We start from the raw sequence: 26361 nt of genomic DNA, 5'->3' as shown, positions 1-26361 counted from the left end.
ACCTCATGGCCTCGGTCCCTTCCCTCGCTTCAACCGTCCACCAGCGCGTCGCGGACGCCCTCTCGGCAGCTCTGCCGGAGGCCGGCACCGCCGACCCGCTGCTGCGACGAAGCGACCGGGCCGACTTCCAGGCCAACGGAATCCTGGCTCTCGCCAAGAAGGCGAAGGCGAACCCGCGCGAGCTGGCCGCCGACGTCGTCGGCGGTCTCCCCGCCAACGACGTCATCAAGGAGATCGAGGTCTCCGGCCCCGGCTTCCTCAACATCACCGTTGCCGACCGGGCGATCACCGAGACCCTCGCCGCGCGGGCCGCGGACGAGCGTCTCGGCGTCCCGTACGCCGAGAACCCGGGCACCACGGTCATCGACTACGCCCAGCCGAACGTGGCCAAGGAGATGCACGTCGGCCACCTCCGCTCCGCGGTGATCGGCGACGCGATGGTGCAGATCCTGGAGTTCGCCGGCGAGAAGGTGGTCCGCCGCCACCACATCGGCGACTGGGGCACCCAGTTCGGCATGCTCATCCAGTACCTGATCGAGCACCCGCACGAGCTGGACCACGAGGGGGGCAAGGAGGTCTCAGGCGAGGAAGCCATGTCCAGCCTCAACCGGATCTACAAGGCCGCGCGGGTCCTGTTCGACTCGGACGAGGACTTCAAGGACCGCGCCCGGCGCCGGGTCGTCGACCTCCAGGCCGGCGACAAGGAGACGCTCGCCCTCTGGCAGCGGTTCGTCGACGAGTCGAAGATCTACTTCTACTCGGTCTTCAGCAAGCTCGACATGGAGATCCGCGACCCCGATGTCGTCGGCGAGTCGGGCTACAACGACATGCTCGAAGAGACCTGCCGGATCCTGGAGGAGTCGGGCGTCGCGGTCCGCTCCGAAGGCGCGCTGTGCGTCTTCTTCGACGATGTGAAGGGCCCGGACGGCAACCCGGTCCCTCTGATCGTGAAGAAGTCGAACGGCGGCTACGGCTATGCCGCGACCGACCTCTCCGCGATCCGCGACCGGGTCCGGAACCTCGGCGCGGACACGCTGGTGTACGTCGTCGACGCCCGCCAGGCCCTGCACTTCAAGATGGTCTTCGAGACCGCGCGCCGGGCGGGCTGGCTCAACGACCAGGTCAAGGCCGTCCAGCTGGCCTTCGGCACGGTGCTGGGCAAGGACGGCAAGCCATTCAAGACGCGTGAGGGCGAGACGGTCCGGCTGGTGGACTTGCTGGACGAGGCGGTCGAGCGGGCGGCGGCAGTCGTACGGGAGAAGGCCCAGGACCTGACCGAGGAGGAGATCGCCGAGCGCGCCGCCCAGGTGGGCATCGGCGCGATCAAGTACGCGGATCTGTCGACGTCGGCCTCCCGCGACTACAAGTTCGACCTGGACCAGATGGTGTCCCTCAACGGTGACACGAGCGTCTACCTGCAGTACGCGTACGCCCGTATCCAGTCGATCCTGCGCAAGGCCGGGGACGCTGAGCCGGCCCCTCACCCGGAGCTCGGACTCGCCCCGGCGGAGCGCGCGCTGGGTCTGCACCTGGACCAGTTCGCCGAGGTCCTGTCCGAGGTCGCCTCGTCGCACGAGCCGCACAAGCTGGCCGCGTACCTGTACCAGCTGGCGTCGCACTACACGTCCTTCTACGCCGACTGCCCGGTCCTGAAGGCAGAGACTCCGGAAACGGTGGAGAACCGCCTCTTCCTCTGCGACCTGACGGCCCGCACGCTGCACCAGGGGATGGCCCTGCTCGGCATCCGGACCCCCGAGCGCCTCTGATCACCCGCCTCCACGGCGCACCCGCTCCACGGCGATGCCCTCCACCGGATCCGGTGGAGGGCATCGTCTTTCATCCGGGCCGCGTCAACGTGGATCGCGTGCTCCCGCGACCTCGTCGATCTCCGAGTGCGCCTTCTTCAGCAGCTTCGAGGAGAGATCCATGAGCGCCCGAGCGCCGGCGATCTCCTCGCCCACGCGCAGTTGTTCCGGATCCGCAGGGTGGCGGCTGGCGGTCCCGTGGGCCCGGAACTCCGTACCGTCACCGAGCCGGACCATCGCGGCCGCTTTGGTCTTGTCGCCCTCTTCCCGGAACTCCATCTCGATGTGCCATCCGACGAGTGTCTGCATTTCCGATCACCTCCGGCGGTTCCCCTTCCAGAGTGCGCCGCCCGGGCGCTGATCACCACCTCACTTACCAAATGGTGAGTACCCGACTTATTAGTCGGTACTTGTCCCAATCTCCGCACCCGGAAAGGATCGGAAGCGAACCCGAAACAGCCACCGCAAGCAGGCCGCGAGCATCCCCGGCAGCAGCCGCAAGCAAAGGGAGCGCATCAATGTCCGCCCGCACCGCCCCGGTATCCGTCCTCGGCCTCGGCATGATGGGCTCCGCCCTCGCCGCCGCGTTTCTCGCCGCCGGCCACCCCACCACCGTGTGGAACCGCTCGGCCGCCAGGACCGGCCCGCTCGTCGCCCAGGGCGCCGTCCCCGCGGCGACGGCCGCGGAGGCCGTGGCGGCGAGCCCTCTCGTCGTCGTCTGCCTGACTACGTACGCCGACGTAGCGGAAGTCCTCACCCCGCTCTCCGACGGCCTGAGCGGCAAGGTGGTCGTCAACCTCACCAACGGAACTCCGGCCCAGGCCCGCGAGTCGGCCGACTGGACGGCCGAGCAGGGCGCCGAGTACCTGGACGGCGGCATCATGGCCGTCCCCCAAATGATCGCCGGCCCGCACGCTTATGTCTTCTACAGCGGGTCCCGGACCGCCTATGAGGCCCACCGGGAGACGCTGTCCCGCCTCGGCGGCACCAGGTGGGCCGGCCAGGACGCGGGCCTCGCCGCCCTCAACGACGTCGCCCTGCTCACGGGCATGTACGGGATGATCGCCGGCGTCCTGCAGGCATTCGCCCTGGTCCGTTCGGAGAACATGCCGGCCGAGGAGTTCGCCGAGCCGCTCACCGCATGGATCGGCGCCATGCTCACGGGCGCCCCGGAATGGGCATCCGCCATCGACTCGGGCCGTCACCTCACGGACGTCTCCAGCCTCGCCGTCAATCGGGCAGCCTTCCCCAACCTCCTTGCCACGTACCGCGATCAGGGCATCAGCGGCGAGCTCTTCGAGCCGTTCCGGGCGCTGCTCGACCGGGCGGTCGCCGGGGGGTACGCGGAGGACGGCCTCTCCCGCCTCGCGGACCTGCTCCACCGGCGGTAGGCGGTCCGGTCTCACCGACCGTTGGTCTACACCGAATGGTCTACACCCTTGACTGGTACATACCAAAGCGCTTGAGTATTGCGCGAACCCCCACCGCGGCCCGCCCCGACGCAACGCCGCCTCCGGGTGCGGCCGTTGTCGCGCAAAGGAGTCATCGAGTGCTGAAACACCGCATCATGGCGCTGCTTGTCGCCATCCTCTTCGGAAGCGGCCTGGCGGCCCTCCTGCCCGCCTCCGCCGCGTCCGCCTCTGCCGCCGCGGGCGTCTGCGACACCGCCCCCAACTGGGTACAGGGCAGGTCCTACGTCACTGGCAACGTTGTCAAGTACACCGACGGCAAGTTCTACATAGCCGAGCACGACAATCCGGGCTACGACCCCACCATCAGCACCTGGTACTGGGATCCGTACACATGCGGCGGCGGAACCACGCCGAACCCCTCCGGCTTCGTCGTGAGCGAGGCCCAGTTCAACCAGATGTTCCCGAACCGGAACTCGTTCTACACGTACAGCGGCCTGACCGCCGCGCTCAGCGCGTACCCCGGCTTCGCCAAGACGGGCAGCGACACCGTCAGGAAGCAGGAGGCCGCGGCCTTCCTGGCCAACGTCAGCCACGAGACCGGCGGCCTGGTCCACATCGTGGAGCAGAACACGGCCAACTACCCGCACTACTGCGACTGGAGCCAGTGGTACGGCTGTCCGGCCGGCCAGGCCGCGTACTACGGTCGCGGACCGATCCAGCTCAGCTGGAACTTCAACTACAAGGCAGCGGGCGACGCGCTCGGCCTCGACCTGCTGGGCAACCCCTGGCTGGTGCAGAACGACGCGGCGATCGCCTGGAAGACCGGCCTCTGGTACTGGAACACCCAGAACGGCCCCGGAACGATGACCCCGCACAACGCCATGATCAACAGCCGCGGGTTCGGTGAGACGATCCGCAGCATCAACGGCAGCCTGGAGTGCAACGGCGGCAACCCCGGCCAGGTCCAGAGCCGGGTCACCAAGTACCAGCAGTTCACCCAGATCCTCGGCGTCGCCCCCGGCGGCAACCTGTACTGCTGAGGAATCCCCCACACGACCGCGGGCCGGGAGATGTCCCCCGGCCCGCGGTCAGCCACGTCCGCCGCACGGGGCGCTCCGGGCGCCGCGGCCACTCCCTGCCCATGCGGCCCGCATGCAACCAAGTGGCTCACAGGCAACCCACTGGTTCTTCTCCCCGTCCTCCCAGGTCGAGAGGCACCCGGCCGAACCGGGCGCCCCGTCCACGGGGTTGAGGAGGGGACAGTTGTTACGTGCCAGGAGGATATGGGCCACCGCGACAGCGGTGCTCACGGTGGCGGGGGTGTCGCCGGCAGTGGCGCAGGCCCACCCGCGGCCGGCTGATGTCCGGCCCGCTACTGCGGCGGACGACAAGGGCGGTCTGCCGCCCGGCTGGCGGATCACGAACACCGACGGGGAGCCCGCGCTGGAGTGGCGTTCCCCGCGGCCGGTGCCGGCAGGCGACGCGCGCGTGGAGTTCCACGCCGTCGGCAAGCTCGTCGGCGTGCCCCAGCCGGAGAAGGACGGCCGGACCTTCCGGTTGTCTCTCGACGACGCGCGCACAGCGGATCTGGCGGCCCTTCAGGTGCTGGCGGCGGGCCGGCGGCTGGACCGGGCCGATGGCGCGTCCGGCGCCCGCGACCGGCCCTCCGCGCCCGCCGCGAAACCGCCCGCCAAGCTCCCGGCGGGCTCCGTCGACCCGGGCAAGCCGGGCACGTACCGCACGGTCACCGGCGAGTACGCGCTCGACCCGGTCCGCCTGCCCGGCTTCCCGGCGCCCGTCGAGATGCGCGGCGTCGTCGTCGCGCCGAAGGGCGCCACCGGCAAGCGTCCGGTCGCTCTGTTCCTGCACGGCCGCCATGTCACCTGCTATGTCCCGGGCGGCGAGGAGTCGAACATCGACTGGCCCTGCGGCAAAGGCGCCAAGCCCATCCCGAGCCACCGGGGCTATCTGCGCGACCAGGAGCTGCTGGCCTCCCAGGGCTATGTGACCGTGTCGATCTCCGCCAACGGCATCAACGGCCAGGACGGGAACGCCGACGACGGCGGCGCGCAGGCGCGTTCCTCGCTGGTGCGCACGCACCTGGCCCGCTGGGCCGACTGGGCCGCGAAGCCGGCCACGGCCCCGGCGGCCGTACGCAAGGCGCCGAAGGCAGACCTGTCCCGCGTCCTGCTCGTCGGCCACTCGCGCGGCGGCGAAGGCGTCAACCGAGCCGCCATGGACAGCCTCTACCCGCCCCCGCCCGCCCAGGACGGCTACCGCGGAAAGGTGCGCTGGCACATCCGTGGCACCGTGCTCATCGGGCCGACGATCTTCGGCCAGAACCCGGTGCCCGACGTGCCGTCGCTGACGATCCTGCCGGGCTGCGACGGCGACGTCTCCGACCTCCAGGGCCAGGTGTACGCCGACGGCACTCGCGGTGTCAGCCGGGGCAAGGCCCTGCACGCCGCGGTCTACATGGTCGGCGCCAACCACAACTACTTCAACAGCGAGTGGACGCCGGGCCAGGCCCAGGCGCCCGCCGACGACGACTTCTGGCACGACCCCGAGGAGCCGGACCCGGTGTGCTCGCCGGGCACTTCGACCCGGCTGACCGCCGACCAGCAGCACCGGGCCGGCGCCACCTACATCGCCGCAGCGGCACGGCTGTTCGTCGCCGATGACGACCGGGTGCGCGAGCTGCTCGACGGCTCGGGCCGCCGGGCACCCTCCGCCGACCCCGCGCGGGTGCTGACCCATGCGGTCGGCGCGAACCGCGGCGCCGGATTCCTGCCGGACGGGTCCGTGAAGGTGACCGGCGGACGGCTGTGCTCCGCGATCGACCCCGACCCGCGCGCGGCCTGTCTGAGCACGGAGACGGGCGGCTCCTCGCCGCACTTCGCGAACTGGGGTCCGGAACGTGAGCAGGGCCGCCGCGCGGTGGCAATGCGCTGGTCCGCGCCGGGTTCGGCGGTGAAGGTGCGCCCCGAGAAGCCGCTCTCCGTCAAGGGCGCCAAGAGCCTCGCGCTGCGCGTCTTCGTGCCGCCGAACTCCACCGGGACGCAGCTGGACGTGTCCGTCACCGACGCAGCCGGCAAGCGGGCGGACCTCGGCCGCGTACGGGTGGACGGGCTGCCGGGCAGCGACCGCACCTCCTCCTACTGGGCGCGCGAAGTGCGCGTACCGCTCACCGCCGCCACCCGCGCCGCCCTCGACCTGCGCCGGGTCGCCTCCCTGGAGGTGACCCCGCGCACCCGCTCCGGACAGGCGTGGCTGATGGACGCCTGGGCGTGGAGCCCCGGCACCCCCGCGGTGCGGGATGCCCCGCTGACCCGTGTCGACATCGGCCGCTTGAAGGTCAAGGAGGGCGACGCGGGCGTCCGCACGTACCGGGTACCCGTGCGCGTGTCCGGAGAGGGAAGCGGCACGGTACGGCTGTACGTTCTCGACCCGGTCACGGGCAAGGCGAAGGACCGGCTCGTGACGGTGCGGCCCGGCGGCAGCGGCATCGACGTGACGGTGAAGGTGGCGGGCAACACGCGGTACTCCTGGGACGTCTCCCACGACGTGCTCGTGAAGGCGGTCCGAGGTGCCGTCGTCGGCTCGCACGCCGGCGGGGTCACCGCCGAGAACGACGACCCGATGCCCGGGATCAGCGTGAAGCCGGTCGCCGACAGCGTGACCGAGGGGCAGCCCCTGAAGTGGCAGGTGTCCCTGTCCGCGCCCGCTGACGTGGAGATCACGAGGACGCTGCAGCTCGTGCCCATCCCGGGCCGCCCCGAGCTGTCCACGGCGGACGTCGACCGGCAGTGGCTGCTGGACATGACCGGGGAGGTCCCCGACGGTGAAGTCCCCCTGTCCAAGCTGGAGTACGCCTACCTGTGGGTCCCGGTACCGGCCGGGCAGACCAGCGCGGAGGTGACCGTACCCACGGTCCGCGACCAGGTGAGCGAGCCGACGGAGTATGCGGGCATCCAGCCCACCGACGACGAGGGCGAGCCGCACGGCCCGGCCCTGACCGGCACGGTGCTCGACGCGTCGTAGGCACCATGCCTCACGGCAGGGTAAAGGCGCACCACACCACCTTGCCCGGATCGCGTTGGCCGACACCCCAGGTGTCGGCCAACGCGTCCACCAGCCGCAGTCCGCGCCCCGACTCGCCGTCCGGGTCGCACACGCGGGGCCGCCCGTCACCGCTGTCGTGCACCTCGACCCGCAGCGCGACCCCTTGCTCGTACAGCCACAGCCGCAGTAGGTACCCGCGCCCCGGCGGTACGCCGTGCACCAGCGCGTTCGTGGCGAGCTCGCTCACGCACAGCACGACGTCGTCGGCCCGTGCGTCCCAACCCCACGCACCCAGGGCCTCGCGGACGAACTCGCGTGCGGCGGACACCGATCGGCGTTCGCGGCGGCAGAACAGCTCCCGCAGGTCCTCGTGTTGCATCGTCTTGTCCACGGGAGGAGAGTCGCGTCCCGTGACAGGGTGACAGCACCCTGGCGACCCGTACGTTTCATCTGTACGGGTCGCGCAGGCGTAACGTACGGCCGTGTCCGGGGAGTTGGTCAGACATGCACTCCAGGAGACGTCAGCGGAAGAACGCCTCGGCGATGCGGCTGGTCGGCCGCCAGCTCGCCCGCTTCCGCGAGACAGCGGGACTCACCCAACGCGAACTCGCGAACACGTTCAACCTTGCCGAGGAGACCGTCGCCTCGATCGAACAGGGCCGCCGCCCGCTGAAACCGGACCTCGCCGAACGCTTCGACGACCGCCTCGACACGAAGGGCGCGCTGTCGGTCGCGGTGGAGCACATGCCGGAGGTGGACCTGATCCCGGCGTGGGCGGAGGAGTACATGGACCTGGAGCGTGAGGCCCTGACGCTCTGCTTCTACGCGAACCAGACGCTGCCTGGCCTGCTTCAGACGGAGGCATACGCAACAGCGGTGTTTCGCAGCAGGGTTCCCGCCTTCAGCGAGAACGAGGTCGAGGCCCAGGCGGCTGCTCGTCTGGCACGTCACTCGATTCTCCGCCGAGAACAGCCGCCGAACCTGAGCTTCATCATCTGGGAGGCTGTTCTCAGAGACCGCCTCGGCGGCGTGACCACGTACGCGGAACAGGTGAGGCATCTGCTTGCCTGCTCAGGCCTTGCAGGCGTCACGCTCCAGATCATGCCGCTCGGCAGAGAGTCCCACGCGGCCCTGGACGGGCCTTTCGTGCTCCTGGAAACCCCGGATCACCAACGTCTCGGCTACAGCGAGACTCAGCGTGGCAGCCAGCTGGTATCCGACCAGGACGAGGTGTCCATCCTGTCCCAGAAATATGCGATGCTGCGAACTCAGGCCCTCAACGCGGAGGACTCGAGGGCCCTGTTGAACCGGCTGCTGGGAGAGCAATGAGCACCGCACTGAAGTGGTTCAAGTCGAGCTACAGCGGGAGCGAGGGCGGCGAGTGCCTCGAAGTGGCCTACGCCTGGCGCAAGTCCACCCACAGCGGCAGCGAGGGCGGGCAGTGCGTCGAGGTCGCCGCGCACCCCGCTGCGATCCACGTCCGCGACTCCAAGAACCCTGGCGGCCCGGTGCTCACACTCGCCCCGGGCGCCTGGGCGTCCTTCGTCAGCGACGTGCGTTGAGCCCCTGGCCGACCTCCGTCGCCCAGTAGGTAAGGATCATGCTCGCGCCGGCCCGCTTGATCCCGGTCAGGGTCTCCAGGACCGCCCTGTCCCGGTCGATCCAGCCCTTCTCGGCCGCGGCTTCGACCATCGCGTACTCACCGCTGATCTGGTACGCCGCGACCGGCACGTCGACCGACTCGGCGACCTTGGCCAGGATGTCGAGGTAGGGGCCGGCGGGCTTCACCATCACCATGTCGGCGCCCTCCTCGAGGTCCAGCGCCAACTCCCTCAGGGACTCCCGCAGATTGGCGGGGTCCTGCTGGTAGGTCTTGCGGTCGCCCTGGAGCGACGAGCCGACGGCCTCGCGGAACGGCCCGTAGAACGCGGACGAGTACTTCGCCGTGTACGCGAGGATCGACACGTCCTCGTGGCCCGTCTGGTCCAGCGCGTCCCTGACGACACCGACCTGGCCGTCCATCATCCCGCTCGGGCCCACCACGTGGACTCCGGCGTCGGCCTGGACCTGCGCCATCTCGGCGTACCGCTCCAGCGTCGCGTCGTTGTCGACCCGGCCATGCTCGTCGAGCACACCGCAATGGCCGTGGTCGGTGTACTCGTCCAGGCACAGGTCCGACATGATCACGAGATCGTCGCCGACCTCGGCACGAACATCGCGGATGGCGACCTGGAGGATCCCGTCCGGGTCGGTGCCTGCCGTACCGATGGCGTCCTTCTTCGCATCCTCCGGCACCCCGAAGAGCATGATCCCGGCGACACCGGCCTCAAGGGCCTCGACGGCAGCCTTTCGCAGGGTGTCCCGCGTGTGCTGGACGACGCCGGGCATCGCGGAAATCGGAACGGGCTCGCTGATCCCCTCACGTACGAACGCGGGAAGGATCAGATCGGCCGGATGCAGCCGGGTCTCGGCGACCATGCGCCGCATGGCCGGGGTGGTCCGCAGCCGCCGCGGCCGCGTGCCGGGGAAGGATCCGTGAACAGTCATATGGCAACGCTACGCCCGTCCGGACCGGGCAATTACCGACAGGGCGTCGGAGGGGCAGAGCCCCGGGACGCCGGAGGGCGGGCAGGGGAAGAACCCCCACCCGCCCCGGGGCCACACACCCCGACAGCGTCAGGTCGTGCGCCGGCGGCGTGCTCCCGGACGGCGTTCGCTCGGCCTGGTGACCGGTTCGCCCGCCTCCTTCGCGGCCTCGCGGCGCTGGGCGCCGAACTCGGCGAGTGCCTCGGCCAGCTTGTGCACCGAAGGTTCCGGCGAGAGTACGTCCACGCGCAAACCGTGCTCCTCGGCCGTCTTGGCCGTGGCGGGGCCGATACAGGCGATGACCGTCACGTTGTGCGGCTTGCCCGCGATGCCGACGAGGTTCCGGACCGTACTCGAAGAGGTGAAGAGCACGGCGTCGAAGCCGCCGCCCTTGATGGCCTCACGGGTGTCGGCCGGCGGCGGCGAGGCGCGCACCGTCCGGTAGGCCGTGACGTCGTCGACCTCCCAGCCGAGCTCGATCAGCCCGGCCACCAGGGTCTCGGTGGCGATGTCGGCGCGCGGCAGGAAGACGCGGTCGATCGGGTCGAAGACCGGGTCGTACGGCGGCCAGTCCTCCAGCAGACCGGCCGCGGACTGCTCGCCGCTGGGCACCAGGTCCGGCTTCACGCCGAACTCGATCAGCGACCTGGCGGTCTGCTCGCCCACCGCGGCGACCTTGATGCCCGCGAAGGCGCGGGCGTCGAGCCCGTACTCCTCGAACTTCTCCCGGACGGCCTTCACGGCGTTGACCGAGGTGAAGGCGATCCACTCGTAGCGGCCGGTGACCAGGCCCTTGACCGCGCGCTCCATCTGCTGGGGGGTACGCGGCGGCTCGACGGCGATCGTCGGGACCTCGTGCGGCACCGCGCCGTACGACCTGAGCTGGTCGGAGAGCGAGGCCGCCTGCTCCTTCGTACGCGGCACGAGCACTCGCCACCCGAAGAGCGGCTTCGACTCGAACCACGACAGCTGGTCGCGCCGGGCGGCGGCACTGCGCTCGCCGACCACGGCTATGACGGGCTGGTGCCCCTCCGGGGACGGCAGCACCTTGGCCTGCTTCAGGACCTGCGCCACGGTTCCCAGGGTCGCGCTCCACGTCCGCTGACGCGTGGTGGTGCCGGCGACGGTGACGGTCATCGGGGTGTCCGGCTTACGGCCGGCCGCGACCAGTTCACCCGCGGCCGCGGCCACGGTCTCCAGGGTCGTCGACACCACGGCCGTCCCATCGCTCGCGCCGACCTCGGTCCAGCAGCGCTGGGAAGCCGTACGCGCATCGACGAACCGCACGTCCGCGCCCTGCGCGTCGCGCAGCGGTACACCGGCGTACGCGGGTACGCCCACCGCGGCGGCGACGCCGGGCACTACTTCGAAGGGGATCCCTTCGGCGACGCAGGCGAGCATCTCGTCACCCGAGTTGCCGTCGAGACCGGGGTCGCCCGATACCGCACGGACCACCCGCCTGCCGCTGCGCGCAGCCTCCATGACAAGATTGGCGGCGTCCCGGATCACCGGGACCCCGGCGGCTACTGACGCCTCGTCAGCGACCGTCAGCTGAGGCGTGTCGACACCCGCCCGCGCATGCGCACGCACCACGTCGAGCACATGAGGCTCGGCGATCAGTACGTCCGCACTCGCGAGCGCCTCGACGGCGCGCAGCGTGAGCAGCCCCGGATCTCCGGGTCCGGCACCCAGGAAGGTGACGTGCCCGGATGCCGGGAAGGCAAGGTTCGAGTTGGTGGGGCTCAACGTGCTCGCTCCCCCATAAGACCGGCCGCACCCTTGGCGAGCATCTCGGACGCGAGTTCGCGACCGAGCGCGAGGGCGTCGCCGTGCGACGTGGGTACGGGACCGGTGGTGGACAGCTGCACCAGCGTGGAGCCGTCGGTCGTGCCGACGACGCCGCGCAGGCGCATCTCGGTGACAGCCTGTCCGTCGGCCAGCAGGTCGGCGAACGCACCCACAGGTGCGCTGCAGCCGGCCTCCAGGGCGGCGAGCAGGGATCGCTCGGCGGTCACGGCGACCCGGGTGTACGGGTCGTCGAGCTCTCCGAGCATGGCGGTGAGGTCTGCGTTGTCGGCAGCACACTCGACAGCCAGGGCTCCTTGGCCGGGGGCGGGCAGGACGGCGTCGACCGACAGGAAGTCGGTCACCTCGTCGGTCCTGCCGATGCGGGCCAGACCCGCGGCGGCGAGAACCACCGCGTCCAGCTCCCCGTTCCTTACATATCCGACGCGCGTGTCGATGTTCCCGCGGATCGGCACGGTCTCGATCCGCAGACCGTGCGAGCGGGCGTACGCGTTGAGCTGCGCCATCCGCCGGGGCGAGCCGGTACCGACCTTCGCGCCCCCCGGCAGCTGCTCGAGGGTCAGTCCGTCGCGGGCGACCAGCACATCGCGGGGATCTTCCCGCCGCGGGATCGCGGCCACGACCAGGTCGTCCGGCTGCGTGGTCGGCAGGTCCTTCAGCGAGTGCACGGCGAAGTCGACATCGCCGCGGACCAGCGCGTCACGCAGGGCGGTGACGAACACACCGGTGCCGCCGATCTGCGCGAGAGGCTCCCGGGAGGTGTCTCCGAAGGTGGTGATCTCCACCAGCTCCACGGGACGCCCGGTGAGCTTGCGGACCGCCTCCGCGACATGCCCGGACTGGGCCATGGCGAGCTTGCTGCGCCTGGTTCCCAGCTTCAAAGCGGCTTGGGTCATGATGCCCGCCCTCGGTTCTTGACGTCGACGTCGTTCATGTCGGCCCGGCTGACGGCGGCAACCGCGTGCGGGTCGAGGTCGAAGAGTTCACGCAGCGCCTCCGCGTACCCGGCGCCGCCGGGCTCGCTCGCGAGCTGCTTGACCCGCACGGTGGGCGCGTGCAGGAGCTTGTCGACGACGCGGCGCACGGTCTGTGTGATCTCCGCGCGCTCCTTGTCGTCGAGACCGGGAAGCCGTCCCTCGAGCCGGGCGACCTCGTTGGCGACCACATCGGCGGCCATGGTGCGCAGGGCCACCACGGTCGGGGTGATGTGCGCCGCACGCTGTGCGGCACCGAAGGCGGCGACCTCGTCGGCCACTATCGTCCGCACCTGGTCCACGTCGGCGGCCATCGGAGCGTCCGCGGACGCTTCGGCCAGCGACTCGATGTCGACCAGTCGCACACCGGGGATACGGTGCACGGCGCCGTCGATGTCGCGCGGCATGGCGAGGTCGAGCAGCGCGAGCCGTACGGGAACACGGTGGCCGTTCCCGCGTACCGCCGTACCGGACACGGTCCGCCGGTCGGCCGCCCCCCGGTCGGCCCAGGCGCCGTGCAGCTCCATGGAGTCGGGGTCCGTACCGGCCCGCGGCGCGTCGGCGATCAGCGCCGCACGCTCGGCGAGCCCGCCCACGAGTGCCTCACTGTCGGCGCCGGGAAGGCTGACGTCGTCCAGGCCGACGGGACAACCGTCCCCGGCTTCGGTGGCAGCCGCGGCCTGCTTCGCCGGGCGGACCGGCGCGGTCGCTTCGGCGATGCGGCCGTGCCGTGCAGCGGCTGCCGCGAGCCGTGCGACGAGTGCGTCGTCGAGCAGAAGGACATCGGCCGGCTGAGAAGCAGCCGACACCGGCTGGTGGAACGGAGCCGCTTCCTCCTCGACCCCGAGCGCGCTGCGCACCGCGGCGGCCGTCAGGACGAGGCCCGTGGCACCCGTGCAGGAGATGGCGACATCGACTCGTGTCAGCTCGTCCGCGACGGCGCCCATCGTCACCGCGCGAGCGGCCACCCCATTGCCGCTCTGCTCGGTCAGTACGGTGGCGAGCCGCTCGGCCCGTTCCAGCGTCCGGTTGGCGACGACGACCTCGGCCACCCCGGCCCGCGCCAGCGTGACCGCGGCCAGCGAGGACATCGAGCCCGCGCCGATCACCAGCGCGCGCTTGCCCTGGGCCCAGGCCGCGACCTCGGTGCCGGTGCCCACCGCGAGCTGCTCGAGCCCGAAGGTGACCAGCGACTGTCCCGCGCGGTCGATACCGGTCTCGGAATGCGCCCGCTTGCCGACCCGCAGCGCCTGCTGGAACAGGTCGTTCAGCAGGCGGCCCGCGGTGTGCAGGTCCTGCCCCAGGGCCAGGGCGTCCTTGATCTGGCCGAGGATCTGGCCCTCGCCGACGACCATCGAGTCCAGGCCGCAGGCCACCGAGAAGAGGTGGTGGACGGCCCGGTCCTCGTAGTGCACATAGAGATGAGGAGTGAGCTCCTCGAGCCCGACCCCGCTGTGCTGTGCGAGCAGCGTGGACAGCTCGGCGACGCCCGCGTGGAACTTGTCCACGTCGGCGTACAGCTCGATGCGGTTGCACGTGGCGAGCACGGCGGCCTCGGTGGCCGGCTCGGCGGCCAGCGTGTCCTGGAGCAGCTTGGCCTGCGTGTCGGGGGCCAGCGAGGCCCGCTCCAGCACGCTCACCGGTGCGCTGCGGTGGCTGAGTCCTACGACCAGAAGACTCATGCCGGCATCACGGCGGGGACGTCCCCGTCGGGTCCCTTCCGGCCCACGGCCGAAGTACCCCGCACCGCCGGCGCCGACGCTGCTTCGGCGGCGGCCTCCTCGCCGGCCTTGCGCTGTTCGTGGAAGGCCAGGATCTGCAGTTCGATGGAGAGGTCGACCTTGCGCACGTCCACGCCGTCCGGCACGGACAGCACCGTGGGCGCGAAGTTCAGGATGGAGGTGACACCCGCGGCGATGAGCCGCTCGCTGACCTGCTGGGCAGCACCGGCCGGGGTCGCGATGACCCCGATGGAGACACCGTTGTCCTCGATGATCTTCTCGAGCTCGTCGGTGTGCTGCACAGGCATCCCGGCGACCGGCTTGCCGGCCATCGCGGGATCGGCGTCGATCAGCGCGGCGACGCGGAAGCCGCGCGAGGCGAATCCGCCGTAGTTGGCGAGCGCGGCACCGAGGTTACCGATGCCGACGATGACGACCGGCCAGTCCTGGGTCAGCCCGAGTTCACGGGAGATCTGGTAGACGAGGTACTCGACGTCGTAGCCGACGCCACGGGTCCCGTACGAGCCGAGGTACGAGAAGTCCTTGCGCAGCTTCGCCGAGTTGACGCCCGCGGCGGCCGCGAGCTCCTCGGAGGAGACCGTGGGGACCGAGCGCTCGGAGAGCGCGGTCAGGGCGCGCAGATACAGCGGAAGCCGGGCGACAGTGGCCTCGGGGATTCCTCGGCTGCGGGTCGCCGGTCGGTGTGTTCGGCCAGTTGCCACGGTGCTCCTGCGGGATGAGCGGGGCTGCAGGCGGCCGCTTGTCCCAGGACCGCCCCGTCGAAGCCAGGCTATGTCTTTGTGAACGCGTGCACAAAGATGGTGTCCGTTTTGTCCGTGCAAAGTGACCGGGGTCACGCGTGCCGGGCGGCAGATCTTGGAACTACGAGCCCGGCGCGCCCGTTGAAAGCCCGAACGGGACAAAATCGCACACACTCCTCACGACCACGCCCCCGAGACTTCACAAATCGCCCATTATGGTAACCGGATCCGGGTCAGGCCCCCAGCGCGCGACGGAGCCGGACCGGGTCCACCCGCCAGAACGTGTGCTGCTCCCCGTCCACCAGGACCACCGGAATCTCCTCCCGGTACAAGCGGTGGAGTTCCTCGTCCCGGTTGATGTCCTTCTCCTCCCAGGGCACGCCCACTTCTCCGCACACCCGGGCGACCACCTCACGGGCGTCGTCGCAGAGATGACAGCCCGGCTTGCCGACGAGTGTGACCAGACGCTCACCGGGCTTCTTGCTCTTGCTCTTGCCCGAGCTTTTGATCGGGCGGCGCAACAGGGGACTCATGCCCCCCATTCTCAACCCGCCCCGCCCCGTCCGACCCTGTCCGCTTGGTCCGTTTAACAGGTCTGCCTCGTACTGTTCACGCCAACGCACCCCTGGAAGTCGGGAAGTACCGAACAGACTGGCTATGCTCACGCCATGGCCGCACTGGGATGGCTCACCCCCCGTAGGCGCTCCGCGACAGCCCGGAGCGTTCTAGCAGGCGAGGCCGCCGCCGAGGCAGCGCGCAAGTCGTCGCAAGAGATCGACGCGAGCACGACAGCACCGGCCGGCGAGGCCGGCGCACCCGTGTTCCCCGTCGTCGGAGACGACCGCGCCGCCGCCTTCTTCGATCTCGACAACACCGTGATGCAGGGCGCCGCGATCTTCCACTTCGGCCGCGGCCTGTACAAGCGGAAGTTCTTCCAGCGCCGCGAACTGGCCCGGTTCGCCTGGCAGCAGGCATGGTTCAGGCTCGCGGGCGTCGAGGACCCCGAGCACATGCAGGACGCGCGCGAGAGCGCCCTGTCCATCGTGAAGGGCCACCGCGTCTCCGAACTGATGACCATCGGTGAGGAGATCTACGACGAGTACATGGCCGAGCGCATCTGGCCCGGCACCCGCGCCCTCGCCCAGGCACACCTCGACGCGGGCCAGAAGGTCTGGCTGGTCACCGCCGCGCCGGTGGAGACCGCGACGATCATCGCGCGCCGCCTCGGTCTGACCGGCGCCCTGGGCACGGTCGCCGAATCCGTCGACGGCGTCTACACCGGCAAGCTGGTGGGCGAGCCGCTGCACGGCCCGGCCAAGGCCGAGGCGGTCCGCGCGCTGGCCATCGCGGAAGGCCTGGACCTCTCCCGCTGCGCGGCATACAGCGACTCGCACAACGACATCCCGATGCTGTCGCTCGTCGGGCACCCGTACGCGATCAATCCGGACGCCAAGCTGCGCAAGCACGCCCGCGCTCGCGAATGGCGGCTTCGCGACTACCGGACCGGCCGCAAGGCGGCCAAGGTCGGCATCCCGGCCGCCGCCGGCGTGGGCGCCCTCGCGGGCGGCACGGCCGCAGCGATGGCCCTGCACCGCCGCCGCCGCTAGCGACACGGCCGTCGGCGCCGCAGAGTCGGCGCTGTCGGCACGTCGGGCGCGGCGAGGCCGGGGCACCGGCACTCCCCATATTCCCCACCCCTTACCCGCGGCGCTCCCCCGCCAGTCCCGCCGGTTGCACTCGGCCACAACACACCGCGCAAGCAAGCAGATCGCGAACCAAACCGATCAACAACCGGTCACGATCTGCGACTCGATGCGCCCCCGACCCGTAACAGAAGCGACGTAATCGGTGATTTGAGCAACTGGGTGTAGCACTGCCTGTACGAAGCGTTATTCTCCTCAGACGCATACGGGTACCAATTCATCGCCACACCATGGCGGCTGAGTCACCGGTCCCGCACTGCACGTGATGGAAGCTCTGCCTCTGGGAGTCCCGTGTACCCACACGTCGGGGTTGACGCCTCGGGCCTGGCTACGCTGCGCGCAACGGTCCTCGACCACTTGCGCGGCTTCGTCCCCACCGCGTACGCCGTCCCCGCATTTGCCACGCCAGCCCCTGCCGCTATCGGCCCTGCCGGTCCTTGCTATGCCTTGGCCGACGGTGGTGCGACGGTTGGCAGACGCGGCCGTGGCGGCACCGGCACATCCACCGCCCGCCGCCCGAGCGCCGACAGTGACAGCGCCCGCATGATGGACCTGGTCGAACGCGCCCAGGCCGGCGAGGCCGAAGCCTTCGGCCGCCTCTACGACCAGTACAGCGACACCGTCTACCGCTACATCTACTACCGCGTCGGCGGTAAGGCGACGGCGGAGGATCTCACCAGCGAGACCTTCCTGCGCGCCCTGCGCCGGATCTCCACCTTCACGTGGCAGGGGCGCGACTTCGGCGCCTGGCTGGTGACCATCGCCCGCAACCTCGTGGCGGACCACTTCAAGTCCAGCCGCTTCCGCCTCGAGGTCACCACCGGCGAAATGCTCGACGCGAACGAGGTCGAGCGCAGTCCGGAGGACTCCGTCCTCGAAGCCCTCTCCAACGCGGCCCTGCTGGAAGCCGTACGCAAACTCAATCCGCAGCAGCAGGAGTGCGTGACCCTGCGCTTCCTGCAGGGCCTTTCCGTCGCCGAGACAGCCCGGGTGATGGGCAAGAACGAAGGCGCGATCAAGACCCTGCAGTACCGGGCGGTCCGCACCCTCGCCCGCCTCCTGCCGGACGACGCGCGCTGACACGCCCACTGACCCCCGACACACACCCGGTGACGCTTCGATGACGCTGTGGTCCGATCATCCTTCGTGCGTAACCCAAGTGCCGCGCCGCTCGTTGTGCGGGATGCAGGCTCCCTGTGGACACGCCATGCCCGCAGCCACTCACTCTTTCGTGTGGATGCGTTCAAGGTGTGCAACCTTCCGGAACCCCTGGGGAGTCGATCGTCATGACGAGAGGAGGTGCCGCCAGTGATCGGACAAGTTTCGGCGCACCGGCGGGCGAACGCCTTCGCCCGGGCCCTGGAGGATCAGAGCCTCGAGGAGAGCGCAGCCTCGGCGGCCGACCAGCCCGACCCATCCGGCCAGCCCGAGCACGTAAGCCTGCTGGCGCTGGCCAACGGCCTGGGTGAGCTGCCACGACCGGAGTTGGACCCCGAGGTCAAAGTGGTACAGCGGGCGCAGCTCGTTGCCGCCATGGAGGCCATGGTCGCCGAGGGTGGTGCGTCCGCGGGCCCTCAGGTGCCCGAACAGCGGACCGGCCGCGGCGCCCACAGGGCGGCCCCGCTCCGGAAGTTGCGGCCGCGCTCCCGCTGGTCGAAGGGCATCGCGGCAGGTGGGCTCACCGTAGGTGTGGCCGCGGGGGCCTTCAGCGGAGTCGCCGCTGCCAGTTCCGACGCGCTACCGGGTGATTCGCTGTACGGGCTCAAGCGCGGCATGGAGGACATCAAGCTCGGTATGGCCGAGGGCGAGTCCGATCGCGGCGAGCTTTACCTCGACCAGGCTTCGACCCGGCTCCACGAGGCGCGCCGCCTCATGGAGCGGGACCGCGCGGGCGAACTCGACCACGAATCAATGGGCGAGGTCAGGCGTGTCCTGTCCGGGATGCGGCACGACGCGGCCGAGGGCCACCGCCTGCTGCACGAGGCGTACGAGCGGGACGGCTCGCTGGGCCCCATCCAGACGCTGTCCACGTTCTCGCGATCCCATCGCGAGGCGTGGAGCCGGCTCCGCGACCGGCTGCCGGCCCAGCTCACCGACGTGGGTGACCAGGTGAACTCGGTCTTCGACGCCATAGACCACGAGGTGGCTCCGCTGCAGTCGCTGCTGCCCCCTCCCCCGGAGCAGAGCCGAACGTCCGAGCGGCCGGGCTCCGGCTCCGACCGCCCTGGCCAGGCCAGCCAGGACCGGCCGACGCCCTCCTCGACGGCTTCGGCCGACGGCCGGACGGGTGACACGGGCAGGCCGGAGCCGTCCAGTTCCGGCAGCGGCGAGGACGGCCTGCTCGGCGGCGGTACGAGCGGACTGCTCGACCCGCCGTCCAGCGGAACCAGTCCCAGCCCGTCCGGGTCCAGGGCACCGGAACCGGACATCACGCTGCCGCCGATCCTCCCGGGCCTGATCGGCGGCCTGGGTATCGACAGCGAGGACGCCAACTAGGCTCTTGCGTAAGCAAAAAGGTGCGGGGCGCTCCGCCAGGAGCGCCCCGCACCTTTGCCCAGCAGCGGATTGAGCAGGGGATTGAGTCGGCGCTCAGAAGAAAACCGACCGCCGCTGCACCAGCAGCTTGTACAGCGTGTGCTGGATCTGTTCGCGTACCTGATCCGTCAGGTTGAACATAAGCATCGGATCCTCCGCCGCCTCCGGCGGATACCCGTCCGTCGCTATGGGCTCGCCGAACTGGATCGTCCACTTCGTCGGCAACGGCACCGCGCCCAGCGGCCCGAGCCACGGGAACGTCGGCGTGATCGGGAAGTACGGGAAGCCCAGCAGCCGCGCCAGAGTCTTCGCGTTGCCGATCATCGGGTAGATCTCCTCCGCCCCCACGATCGAGCACGGCACGATCGGCGTCCCCGCCCGCAGCGCCGTGGAGACGAAGCCGCCGCGCCCGAAGCGCTGGAGCTTGTAACGCTCGCTGAACGGCTTCCCGATGCCCTTGAAGCCCTCCGGCATCACCCCGACGACCTCGCCCCGCTCGAGCAGCCGCTCGGCGTCCTCCGTGCAGGCCAGCGTGTGCCCGGCTTTCCGCGCGAGTTCGTTTATCACCGGCAGCATGAACACCAGGTCGGCGGCGAGCAGCCGCAGATGGCGGCCGGCCGGGTGATGGTCGTGAACCGCGACCTGAAGCATCAGCCCGTCCAGGGGCAGCGTCCCGGAATGGTTGGCGACGATGAGCGCCCCGCCCTCGGACGGGATGTTCTCGATGCCCTTCACCTCGACCCGGAAGTACTTCTCGAACATCGGCCGGACCATCGACATGAGGACCTGGTCGGTGAGGTCCTCGTCGTAACCGAACTCGTCCACCTCGTAGTCACCGGTGATACGGCGACGCAGAAACGACAACCCGCCCGCGATACGCCGGTCCCAGCCGCCGCCCCCGTCCGTCGCGGTGCCGCCCCCGCCGCCGGCATCCGCGTGCAGGACCGTCGGCGCGGCCCCGGTGCCCTGTGCCGCCTCCTGCTGCGCCGGCAGGGCGCCCACCGGCACCTCGCGCACACCCGAGGGCTCCGGTGCACGGCGTCCGGCCGGCCGGCGCCGTGGCGGGCGGGCCGCACTGCCGCGCGAGCGGTCGTCGTCGAACGGAATGACCTTGGCGTCCGCCATTATGGGTGCGCTCCTTCTTCGGCGCTCTGCGTCGGCTGTCCGGACCCGCGACCGCCCCCCGCGAGGGGCAGTGCCGCTATCCGGTCGACCGCCCTCGCCAGGGCGTCCGGCGGCAGCAGACCCGGCCCGCGGCTCCGCGCGAAGTCCGCGAAGGTCTCCGCGGTCGTGTACTTGGGGGTGAAACCCAGTGTCTCGCGCATCTGCGTCGTGCGGACCACCCTGCCGTGTGTCAGCAACCGGATCTGCTCCGGAGAGAAGTCCGTGACACCGACGGTGCGAAGCGCCGATCCGACCCACGTGACAGCCGGCAGCAACACCGGCACGGTCGGCCGCCCGAGCCGACGCGAGCACTGCGACAGCAGCAGTACCCCGTCTCCCGCCACATTGAACGTGCCGCTGTTCAGCGTGCCGCGCCTGGGCTCGTGCGAGGCGATCCGCAGGACGTCGATGACGTCGTCCTCATGGACGAACTGCAGCCGCGGGTCATAGCCGAACACGGTCGGCAGGACCGGCATCGAGAAGTACTCGGCGAGCGGCGAATCCGCGCACGGCCCGAGGATGTTTGCGAAGCGCAGTACGCACACGGCGACATCGGGCCGGCGGCGCGCGAAGCCGCGTACGTACCCCTCGACCTCGACCGCGTCCTTCGCGAAGCCACCGCTGGGCAACGACTTGGGCGGGGTGGTCTCGGTGAAGACGGCCGGGTCGCGCGGCGCGGAACCGTACACGCTCGTACTGGACTTCACCACGAATCGCTTGACCGACGGGGACTTCTGACAGGCCCCGAGCAGCTGCATGGTGCCGATGACGTTGGTCTCCTTGACCGTGGTGCGCCCGCCGCTGCCCAGCGGAGTGCCCGTCACATCCATGTGCACGACCGTGTCGACGGCATGCTCGGCCAGAACTCTCGCGATCGCCGGCTGCCGGATGTCGGCCCGGACGAAATCGGCACCGCCGAGATGATGCGCGGGGTCGACAGCGTCCACACCGATCACCCGCTCCACCTCGGGGTCGCGCTGGATGCGCCGCACGAAGCGGCCGCCGAGCTGCCGGGCCACCCCGGTCACGAGCACGACCTTGCCCAAGATCAGCGCCTTCCCTCAACCCGAATCCCGTAGTCGTCACCGTAGCGGGTTGATGTTGCGCTGTGATGACCACTCGATGCCTGAAGTGACAGCTCCCCCACAAACGGCGGCACAAGCACCGCAGCCCCTCCACCGAAACGGTGGAGGGGCTGCGGAGACACGTACAGCGCCGCTTACTTCTTGTTGCGACGCTGAACGCGGGTGCGCTTGAGCAGCTTGCGGTGCTTCTTCTTAGCCATCCGCTTGCGCCGCTTCTTGATAACAGAGCCCACGACTACCCTCGCTCACTTCTCTTCACTCGGTGCGGGGCGTCTGGGCCCACACGACCTACGTCGGCCTAGCCTACCCGTCACCGAGTGAGGGACGTAATCCGAGGGGCGCCGTCAGGCGGACTCCACCCCCACATACGACTCGCGGAGGTACTCGTGGACAGCGTTCTCCGGGACTCGGAAGGACCTCCCCACCCGGATCGCGGGCAGATGGCCGTTGTGCACCAAGCGGTACACGGTCATCTTGGACACGCGCATCACCGAGGCGACTTCCGCCACGGTCAGGAACTGAACCTCGCTGAGAGGCCTCTCGCCAGCAGCCATGACACACCTGAACCTTCCGCAAACGACGGGCACCGGCTTCCCCTTCCGGTGACTCCTCGTCGCTGTGCGCTCACTCCCCAGACTAGGGGCGGGTGGTACGAGTGGGGAAGAGGAGCAGCGATCGGCCGCCTACTGTGACAGACACGCTCGATTGAGTACATAGCGAGTAAGCGGCCGGTAGTAATCGGACCGCACAGCGTCATCAAGCGGCACTGCGACGGACACCCGCCCCTCCGCCTCCCCGACGAACAGCGCCGGATCGTCGGTGTCCGCCAGCCCGATGGCCTCGATACCCAGCTGACCTGCCCCGCAGACCCAGCCGTGGTCGCCGACCACTAGCTCCGGAAGGGGGCCGCCGCCCTCCGCCAGACCGGCCAGAGCGGCCCGGACCGGGAGGGGTGAATGGGTGTGTGCGCCGGTCTCACTCCCGGCTCGCCTGGCTCCCGGTTCGCGCACCAACGCGACTCCCTGTACGTAGTCAAGGTTGTACGTGCGTACGCCGAACCGGGTCGTTATGTCGACAGAGCAACCCTGCGCCGGGGTGAGGACAGCACATCCCGCTGCCGAGAGAGCGTCTGCCAGCGCGGCGTAGAACCCCAGCAACCGGTGCGGATGACCGGTCCCGAACAGCACCGGAGCCCGCCGCGCCGCCACGTCCCGCAGCCGGCCGCCGAACGCGTCCAGCGCCGACAGCGTCCGTTCCGGATCGATGACGTCGGGCCCGGTGACGTGGGCGGGATCCGCCGACACCCCGCACTTGTCGGCCATCAGCGCCATCACATCCCGCTCGCCCCAACCCCATTCGGGGTCCAGGCCTAGCAGCACCCGCGGGTCGCGCGCCGCGAAGAGCCGGTAGCTGCGCAGGCTCTCCTCCCGCGAGGTGGCCACGGGCCCGGCCAACCGGGCGGCCAGCAGATGCGCTCGCAGCGCGCCGGTGCTCAACACCCTGCCGATGCTGCCCCAAGCGGCCTGGCGAAGTGTCAGAACACCGGATACGCCGCGCGGTTGGCGTAATACGCGTAGCGCCGGCGCCCAGAGGCCGCCTGGATCATGGCAGCAGGCCGCGCAACGGGAACACCGCCCGGCGAGTCGCCAGCACCGCCTGGTCCAGCCGGTCCGCCGGGTCGTAGCCCGCCTCCCATTCCGCCCAGTCGGGCGTCCGGCCGTCCGTCATCCGGCCCGGCGCCAACTGCCGCGTCCGGGCGAAGACTTCGTCCCGCCACGACGCCGGAATCACTGACCCCGGCTCGACCGGCCGGTGCGCCGCGATCCCCACCAGGTGCGTCCACGACCGCGGTACAACGTCCACGATCGCGTACCCGCCGCCGCCGAGTGCCAGCCACCGCCCGTCGGCGTGCGCGTGCGCCAGGTCGTGGCACGCCTCCTGCACGGCCCGCTGAGCGTCCAGGGACACCGCCAGATGCGCCAGCGGGTCCTCGAAGTGCGTGTCGGCGCCGTGCTGCGTCACGAGCAGCTGCGGCCGGAAATCGGCCAGCAGCTCCGGCACGACCGCATGAAAGGCCCGCAGCCACCCCGCGTCCCCCGTACCGGCCGGCAGCGCCACATTCACCGCGCCGCCCTCGGCGGACGCCCCACCCGTCTCCTGCGGCCACCCGGTCTGGGGAAACAGAGTCCGCGGATGCTCGTGCAGCGAGATCGTCAGGACGCGCGGGTCGTCCCAGAACGCCGCCTGCACACCGTCCCCGTGGTGCACGTCCACATCCACGTACGCGATCCGCTCGGCACCCAGTTCCAGCAGCCGGGCGATGGCCAGCGCCGCATCGTTGTACACGCAGAACCCGGCCGCGGCGCCCGGCATCGCGTGGTGCAGCCCGCCCGCGAAATTCACCGCGTGTGCGGCCTCGCCCCGCCAGACCGCCTCGGCCCCCGCCACGGACTGCCCCGCGATCAGAGCCGACGCCTCGTGCATCCCCTGGAAGGCGGGGTCGTCCATGGTCCCCAGCCCGTACGACCCGTCGGCCCGGCCAGGATCCGCCGAGACCTCCCGTACCGCGGTCACGTAGTCCTCCCGATGGACCAGCCGCAGTGTCGAGTCCCCGGCGGGCTTCGCCGCGGCCACGTCCATCGCCGCGTCGAGCCCGTACGCCCGCACCAGGCCCATGGTCAGCGCGAGGCGCACGGGGTCCATCGGATGGCTGGGCCCGAAGTCATACTTCGTTACCGCCTCGTCCCACATCAACAACCCGCGGCCGCTCATGCCCGCCACCGTATCTGGCCGAGTCCGCGCCGAACGAGCGGGCGTACAGCAGGGTCACCAGCACCAGGCCCATGGGGACGAGCATGGCGCCCCGGTAGCTCCACGCATCGCCCACCGCCCCGACGAGCGGCGACCCGATCAGGAAACCGACGTAGTTGAAGATGTTCAACCGGGCGATCGCGGTGTCGGACGCCCCGGGAAACATGCGCCCCGCGGCCGCGAAGGTCTGCGGAACGATCACGGAGAGCCCGAGCCCGAGCAGGGTGAACCCCAGCATCCCCGCCCACGCCCCGGGCGCGGCGGCCACCACCGCGAAACCGCCGGCGGCCAGCAGAGTCCCACCGCGCACCACGGCGACGGCCCCGAGCCGCCGCACACCGAAGTCGCCGACAGCCCGCCCGAGGAGCGTGGTGACCATGTAGACGTTGTACGGAACGGTGGCCAGTTGCTCCGAACTGCCCAGCACGTCCCGCAGATACTTGGCGCTCCAGTTCGAGACCGTCGAATCGCCGATGTAAGCGCAGGCCATCACCAGGCAGAGCGGCAGCAGCAGCCTGCCGCCGTTCGCCGGCCGGCCCCGCAACGCTTCAGTGCCTGCGGTGGCTTCGGATGCCGTCGGCGGCGTATCCGCGTACCGGCGACTGCCGAGGAGCGCAGCGGGCAACAGCACAGCCACGACAGGCAGATACGAAGCGAGGAGTGACATTTCCCCACACGCGCCCGCCCAGGCGAGCGACGCCCCGACGATTCCACCCAGGCTGTACGCGGCATGGAAACCCAGCACGATGCTGCGCCCGTACGCCCGCTGGAGACTGACCCCCAGCATGTTCATGGACGCGTCCAGCGCCCCGACCGCCAGCCCGAACATCCCGAGCGCGACGGCGACGTGCCACAGCCGGCTGCCCGCGCCGACCCCGAGCAGCGACAGCAGCACCACCGGCTGGGACCACCGGAGCACCGCACTGGGCGGAACCCGCTTCACCAGATGCTCCGTGCCGACACTCGCCACACCCGCGAGAACCGGCACGGCCGCCAGGAAGGCCGGCAGCAGACTGTCTGAGATTCCGTACCGGTCCTGGATCGCGGGTATTCGGGTCACGAGCAGAGCGAACGTGACGCCCTGGACGAGGAAGCTCAACGCCAACGAGGCCCTGCCGTACCGCAGGCGCGCGTTTGTCATGGCCGGACAGCGTACGGCTCCGCTCTACCGGTGGGTAGGTCGATCACGCGAGCATTCCGGGCAGCTCCCCCATGTCGGAGAAGAAGGCGTCGGCACCGACGAGCTTCTCGGCGGACATCATGGCAGTGAAGCCGTACACGTCCATGCCGGCGGCCTTCGCGGCCTGCACGCCCAGCGGACTGTCCTCGATCACCACGCAGCGCTCCGCCGGAACACCCATCCGCTCGGCCGCGTGGAGGAACAGATCCGGCGCCGGCTTGCCCCGGCCGACGTCCTGCGCACTGAAGATCCACTCGGCCTCGAACCACTCGTCGAGCCCAGTGGCCCGGTGTCCGACGCCGATCCGCTCATGAGTCGAGGACGAGGCGACGCAGTACGGCACTCCGGCCGCGACGAGCCAACCGAGGACATCACTCACGCCGGTGACCGGCTTGAGCTCCCGCTCGAACGCGGCGAACACCCTGGCGTGGAGCGTGTTGTCGAAATCGTCGGGCAGCCGCCGGCCCGTACGGTCCAGAACAAGATCGTGCACCCGGTGGACAGCAGATCCCATGTAGTCCCGGAGCGACTCCTCGTAGGTGGTGGGGTGTCCCAGCTCGGAGAGGTAGCCGGCCAGGATGGAGTTGGAGATCGGCTCGCTGTCCACCAGGACGCCGTCGTTGTCGAAGATCACGAGGTCGTAGCTCATACCCTGACCCTAAACGCAAAAAAGCCGCTGTCCCCGAGTCAAATGACTGGGGGACAGCGGCTTTTTCAAAATTTGTTCGGCGGCGTCCTACTCTCCCACAGGGTCCC

At 70.2% G+C, this 26361-nt stretch carries 25 protein-coding genes; 9 read left to right on the top strand and 16 right to left on the bottom strand.

All coding sequences use genetic code 11. From position 1 onward, the window contains the following. Positions 1-5 precede the first annotated feature (5 nt). Positions 6-1766 (top strand): arginine--tRNA ligase, encoded by a 1761-nt coding sequence (argS, locus tag AB0M62_RS23200; RefSeq protein WP_366076195.1) that lies wholly within the window; start codon positions 6-8, stop codon positions 1764-1766. A gap of 84 nt (positions 1767-1850) precedes the next feature. Here argS and AB0M62_RS23195 read toward each other — a convergent pair whose 3' ends face one another. Further along, on the bottom strand, positions 1851-2114 hold the full coding sequence (locus tag AB0M62_RS23195; RefSeq protein ID WP_366076194.1) for a DUF1876 domain-containing protein: 264 nt from the start codon (positions 2112-2114) through the stop codon (positions 1851-1853). A 209-nt stretch (positions 2115-2323) separates the two neighbouring features. Here AB0M62_RS23195 and AB0M62_RS23190 point away from each other — a divergent pair, with 209 nt between their 5' ends. From AB0M62_RS23190 to AB0M62_RS23180, 3 genes are all read left to right on the top strand, one after another. Further along, positions 2324-3196 (top strand): NAD(P)-binding domain-containing protein, encoded by an 873-nt coding sequence (locus AB0M62_RS23190; protein ID WP_366076193.1) that lies wholly within the window; start codon positions 2324-2326, stop codon positions 3194-3196. A 176-nt stretch (positions 3197-3372) separates the two neighbouring features. Next, positions 3373-4257 (top strand): chitinase, encoded by an 885-nt coding sequence (locus AB0M62_RS23185; protein WP_366076275.1) that lies wholly within the window; start codon positions 3373-3375, stop codon positions 4255-4257. 223 nt (positions 4258-4480) lie between these two features. Beyond that, positions 4481-7258, top strand: coding sequence for a hypothetical protein (locus AB0M62_RS23180; RefSeq protein WP_366076192.1), 2778 nt, complete (start codon positions 4481-4483; stop codon positions 7256-7258). 10 nt (positions 7259-7268) lie between these two features. On the opposite strand, the gene AB0M62_RS23175 is transcribed toward AB0M62_RS23180, so the two are convergent. Beyond that, complete coding sequence (locus AB0M62_RS23175; protein WP_366076191.1) at positions 7269-7670, bottom strand: ATP-binding protein; 402 nt, start codon at positions 7668-7670, stop codon at positions 7269-7271. Positions 7671-7783: 113 nt separating this feature from the next. On the opposite strand from AB0M62_RS23175, the gene AB0M62_RS23170 reads away from it, so the two are divergent. After that, entirely contained in the window at positions 7784-8608 is an 825-nt protein-coding gene (locus AB0M62_RS23170; protein WP_366076190.1) for a helix-turn-helix transcriptional regulator, read from the top strand. Continuing rightward, positions 8605-8841 (top strand): DUF397 domain-containing protein, encoded by a 237-nt coding sequence (locus tag AB0M62_RS23165; RefSeq protein WP_366076189.1) that lies wholly within the window; start codon positions 8605-8607, stop codon positions 8839-8841. Before AB0M62_RS23170 ends, AB0M62_RS23165 begins: the two co-directional genes overlap by 4 nt. Here AB0M62_RS23165 and hemB read toward each other — a convergent pair. The 6 genes from hemB to AB0M62_RS23135 all read right to left on the bottom strand — a co-directional run bounded on the left by hemB (position 8825) and on the right by AB0M62_RS23135 (position 15660). After that, positions 8825-9826 carry a porphobilinogen synthase gene (gene hemB, locus AB0M62_RS23160; protein WP_366076188.1) on the bottom strand — a complete coding sequence of 334 codons (1002 nt, stop codon included), beginning with the start codon at positions 9824-9826 and terminating at the stop codon, positions 8825-8827. The two genes, AB0M62_RS23165 and hemB, sit on opposite strands and share 17 nt — an antisense overlap. Positions 9827-9955: 129 nt before the next feature. Further along, on the bottom strand, positions 9956-11611 hold the full coding sequence (locus AB0M62_RS23155; protein WP_366076187.1) for a bifunctional uroporphyrinogen-III C-methyltransferase/uroporphyrinogen-III synthase: 1656 nt from the start codon (positions 11609-11611) through the stop codon (positions 9956-9958). Beyond that, entirely contained in the window at positions 11608-12567 is a 960-nt protein-coding gene (gene hemC, locus AB0M62_RS23150) for a hydroxymethylbilane synthase (RefSeq protein ID WP_366076186.1), read from the bottom strand. The genes AB0M62_RS23155 and hemC overlap by 4 nt, the downstream gene beginning before the upstream one ends. Then, positions 12564-14327 (bottom strand): glutamyl-tRNA reductase, encoded by a 1764-nt coding sequence (locus AB0M62_RS23145; RefSeq protein WP_366076185.1) that lies wholly within the window; start codon positions 14325-14327, stop codon positions 12564-12566. Before AB0M62_RS23145 ends, hemC begins: the two co-directional genes overlap by 4 nt. Beyond that, positions 14324-15088, bottom strand: a complete 765-nt coding sequence (locus AB0M62_RS23140) for a redox-sensing transcriptional repressor Rex (RefSeq protein ID WP_366076184.1) — start codon at positions 15086-15088, stop codon at positions 14324-14326. Before AB0M62_RS23140 ends, AB0M62_RS23145 begins: the two co-directional genes overlap by 4 nt. Before the next feature lie 272 nt (positions 15089-15360). Further along, positions 15361-15660, bottom strand: a complete 300-nt coding sequence (locus AB0M62_RS23135; RefSeq protein WP_366076183.1) for a glutaredoxin family protein — start codon at positions 15658-15660, stop codon at positions 15361-15363. A gap of 135 nt (positions 15661-15795) precedes the next feature. Here AB0M62_RS23135 and AB0M62_RS23130 point away from each other — a divergent pair, with 135 nt between their 5' ends. From AB0M62_RS23130 to AB0M62_RS23120, 3 genes are all read left to right on the top strand, one after another. Continuing rightward, positions 15796-16734, top strand: coding sequence for an HAD-IB family hydrolase (locus AB0M62_RS23130; protein ID WP_366076182.1), 939 nt, complete (start codon positions 15796-15798; stop codon positions 16732-16734). 387 nt (positions 16735-17121) lie between these two features. Further along, complete coding sequence (locus AB0M62_RS23125) at positions 17122-17910, top strand: ECF subfamily RNA polymerase sigma factor, BldN family (RefSeq protein ID WP_366076181.1); 789 nt, start codon at positions 17122-17124, stop codon at positions 17908-17910. A 228-nt stretch (positions 17911-18138) separates the two neighbouring features. Continuing rightward, positions 18139-19326 carry a DUF5667 domain-containing protein gene (locus AB0M62_RS23120; RefSeq protein WP_366076180.1) on the top strand — a complete coding sequence of 396 codons (1188 nt, stop codon included), beginning with the start codon at positions 18139-18141 and terminating at the stop codon, positions 19324-19326. A gap of 93 nt (positions 19327-19419) precedes the next feature. Here AB0M62_RS23120 and AB0M62_RS23115 read toward each other — a convergent pair whose 3' ends face one another. From AB0M62_RS23115 to AB0M62_RS23080, 8 genes are all read right to left on the bottom strand, one after another. Continuing rightward, a complete protein-coding gene (locus tag AB0M62_RS23115; protein ID WP_366076179.1) occupies positions 19420-20490 on the bottom strand; it encodes a lysophospholipid acyltransferase family protein in 1071 nt (356 codons plus the stop codon). Beyond that, positions 20490-21575: an NAD-dependent epimerase/dehydratase family protein gene (locus tag AB0M62_RS23110; RefSeq protein WP_366076178.1), complete on the bottom strand. Its 1086-nt coding sequence runs from the start codon at positions 21573-21575 to the stop codon at positions 20490-20492. The genes AB0M62_RS23115 and AB0M62_RS23110 overlap by 1 nt, the downstream gene beginning before the upstream one ends. A gap of 173 nt (positions 21576-21748) precedes the next feature. Beyond that, a complete protein-coding gene (locus tag AB0M62_RS23105) occupies positions 21749-21847 on the bottom strand; it encodes an AURKAIP1/COX24 domain-containing protein (protein ID WP_003948845.1) in 99 nt (32 codons plus the stop codon). Between the two features lie 111 nt (positions 21848-21958). Continuing rightward, positions 21959-22168, bottom strand: coding sequence for a helix-turn-helix domain-containing protein (locus AB0M62_RS23100; RefSeq protein WP_008738568.1), 210 nt, complete (start codon positions 22166-22168; stop codon positions 21959-21961). Between the two features lie 129 nt (positions 22169-22297). After that, entirely contained in the window at positions 22298-23113 is an 816-nt protein-coding gene (locus AB0M62_RS23095) for a phosphatase (RefSeq protein ID WP_366076177.1), read from the bottom strand. 103 nt (positions 23114-23216) lie between these two features. Next, positions 23217-24386, bottom strand: a complete 1170-nt coding sequence (locus AB0M62_RS23090; protein WP_366076176.1) for an acetoin utilization protein AcuC — start codon at positions 24384-24386, stop codon at positions 23217-23219. Continuing rightward, complete coding sequence (locus tag AB0M62_RS23085; protein ID WP_366076175.1) at positions 24337-25566, bottom strand: MFS transporter; 1230 nt, start codon at positions 25564-25566, stop codon at positions 24337-24339. The genes AB0M62_RS23090 and AB0M62_RS23085 overlap by 50 nt, the downstream gene beginning before the upstream one ends. Before the next feature lie 43 nt (positions 25567-25609). Then, entirely contained in the window at positions 25610-26254 is a 645-nt protein-coding gene (locus tag AB0M62_RS23080; RefSeq protein WP_366076174.1) for an HAD family hydrolase, read from the bottom strand. Positions 26255-26361 lie beyond the last annotated feature (107 nt).

The organism is Streptomyces sp. NPDC051219, from assembly GCF_040682335.1.
Taxonomy (GTDB): domain Bacteria; phylum Actinomycetota; class Actinomycetes; order Streptomycetales; family Streptomycetaceae; genus Streptomyces.
This window is presented reverse-complemented; position numbering and strand designations above follow the sequence as displayed.

What these genes read in the sequence shown, in the direction of transcription:
- argS (WP_366076195.1), top strand. Translation starts at nt 6, where the DNA reads ATGGCCTCGGTCCCTTCCCTCGCTTCAACCGTCCACCAGCGCGTCGCG.
- AB0M62_RS23195 (WP_366076194.1), bottom strand. Translation starts at nt 2,114, where the DNA reads ATGCAGACACTCGTCGGATGGCACATCGAGATGGAGTTCCGGGAAGAG.
- AB0M62_RS23190 (WP_366076193.1), top strand. Translation starts at nt 2,324, where the DNA reads ATGTCCGCCCGCACCGCCCCGGTATCCGTCCTCGGCCTCGGCATGATG.
- AB0M62_RS23185 (WP_366076275.1), top strand. Translation starts at nt 3,373, where the DNA reads ATGGCGCTGCTTGTCGCCATCCTCTTCGGAAGCGGCCTGGCGGCCCTC.
- AB0M62_RS23170 (WP_366076190.1), top strand. Translation starts at nt 7,784, where the DNA reads ATGCACTCCAGGAGACGTCAGCGGAAGAACGCCTCGGCGATGCGGCTG.
- AB0M62_RS23165 (WP_366076189.1), top strand. Translation starts at nt 8,605, where the DNA reads ATGAGCACCGCACTGAAGTGGTTCAAGTCGAGCTACAGCGGGAGCGAG.
- hemB (WP_366076188.1), bottom strand. Translation starts at nt 9,826, where the DNA reads ATGACTGTTCACGGATCCTTCCCCGGCACGCGGCCGCGGCGGCTGCGG.
- hemC (WP_366076186.1), bottom strand. Translation starts at nt 12,567, where the DNA reads ATGACCCAAGCCGCTTTGAAGCTGGGAACCAGGCGCAGCAAGCTCGCC.
- AB0M62_RS23145 (WP_366076185.1), bottom strand. Translation starts at nt 14,327, where the DNA reads ATGAGTCTTCTGGTCGTAGGACTCAGCCACCGCAGCGCACCGGTGAGC.
- AB0M62_RS23135 (WP_366076183.1), bottom strand. Translation starts at nt 15,660, where the DNA reads ATGAGTCCCCTGTTGCGCCGCCCGATCAAAAGCTCGGGCAAGAGCAAG.
- AB0M62_RS23130 (WP_366076182.1), top strand. Translation starts at nt 15,796, where the DNA reads ATGGCCGCACTGGGATGGCTCACCCCCCGTAGGCGCTCCGCGACAGCC.
- AB0M62_RS23115 (WP_366076179.1), bottom strand. Translation starts at nt 20,490, where the DNA reads ATGGCGGACGCCAAGGTCATTCCGTTCGACGACGACCGCTCGCGCGGC.
- AB0M62_RS23100 (WP_008738568.1), bottom strand. Translation starts at nt 22,168, where the DNA reads ATGGCTGCTGGCGAGAGGCCTCTCAGCGAGGTTCAGTTCCTGACCGTG.
- AB0M62_RS23090 (WP_366076176.1), bottom strand. Translation starts at nt 24,386, where the DNA reads ATGAGCGGCCGCGGGTTGTTGATGTGGGACGAGGCGGTAACGAAGTAT.
- AB0M62_RS23085 (WP_366076175.1), bottom strand. Translation starts at nt 25,566, where the DNA reads ATGACAAACGCGCGCCTGCGGTACGGCAGGGCCTCGTTGGCGTTGAGC.
- AB0M62_RS23080 (WP_366076174.1), bottom strand. Translation starts at nt 26,254, where the DNA reads ATGAGCTACGACCTCGTGATCTTCGACAACGACGGCGTCCTGGTGGAC.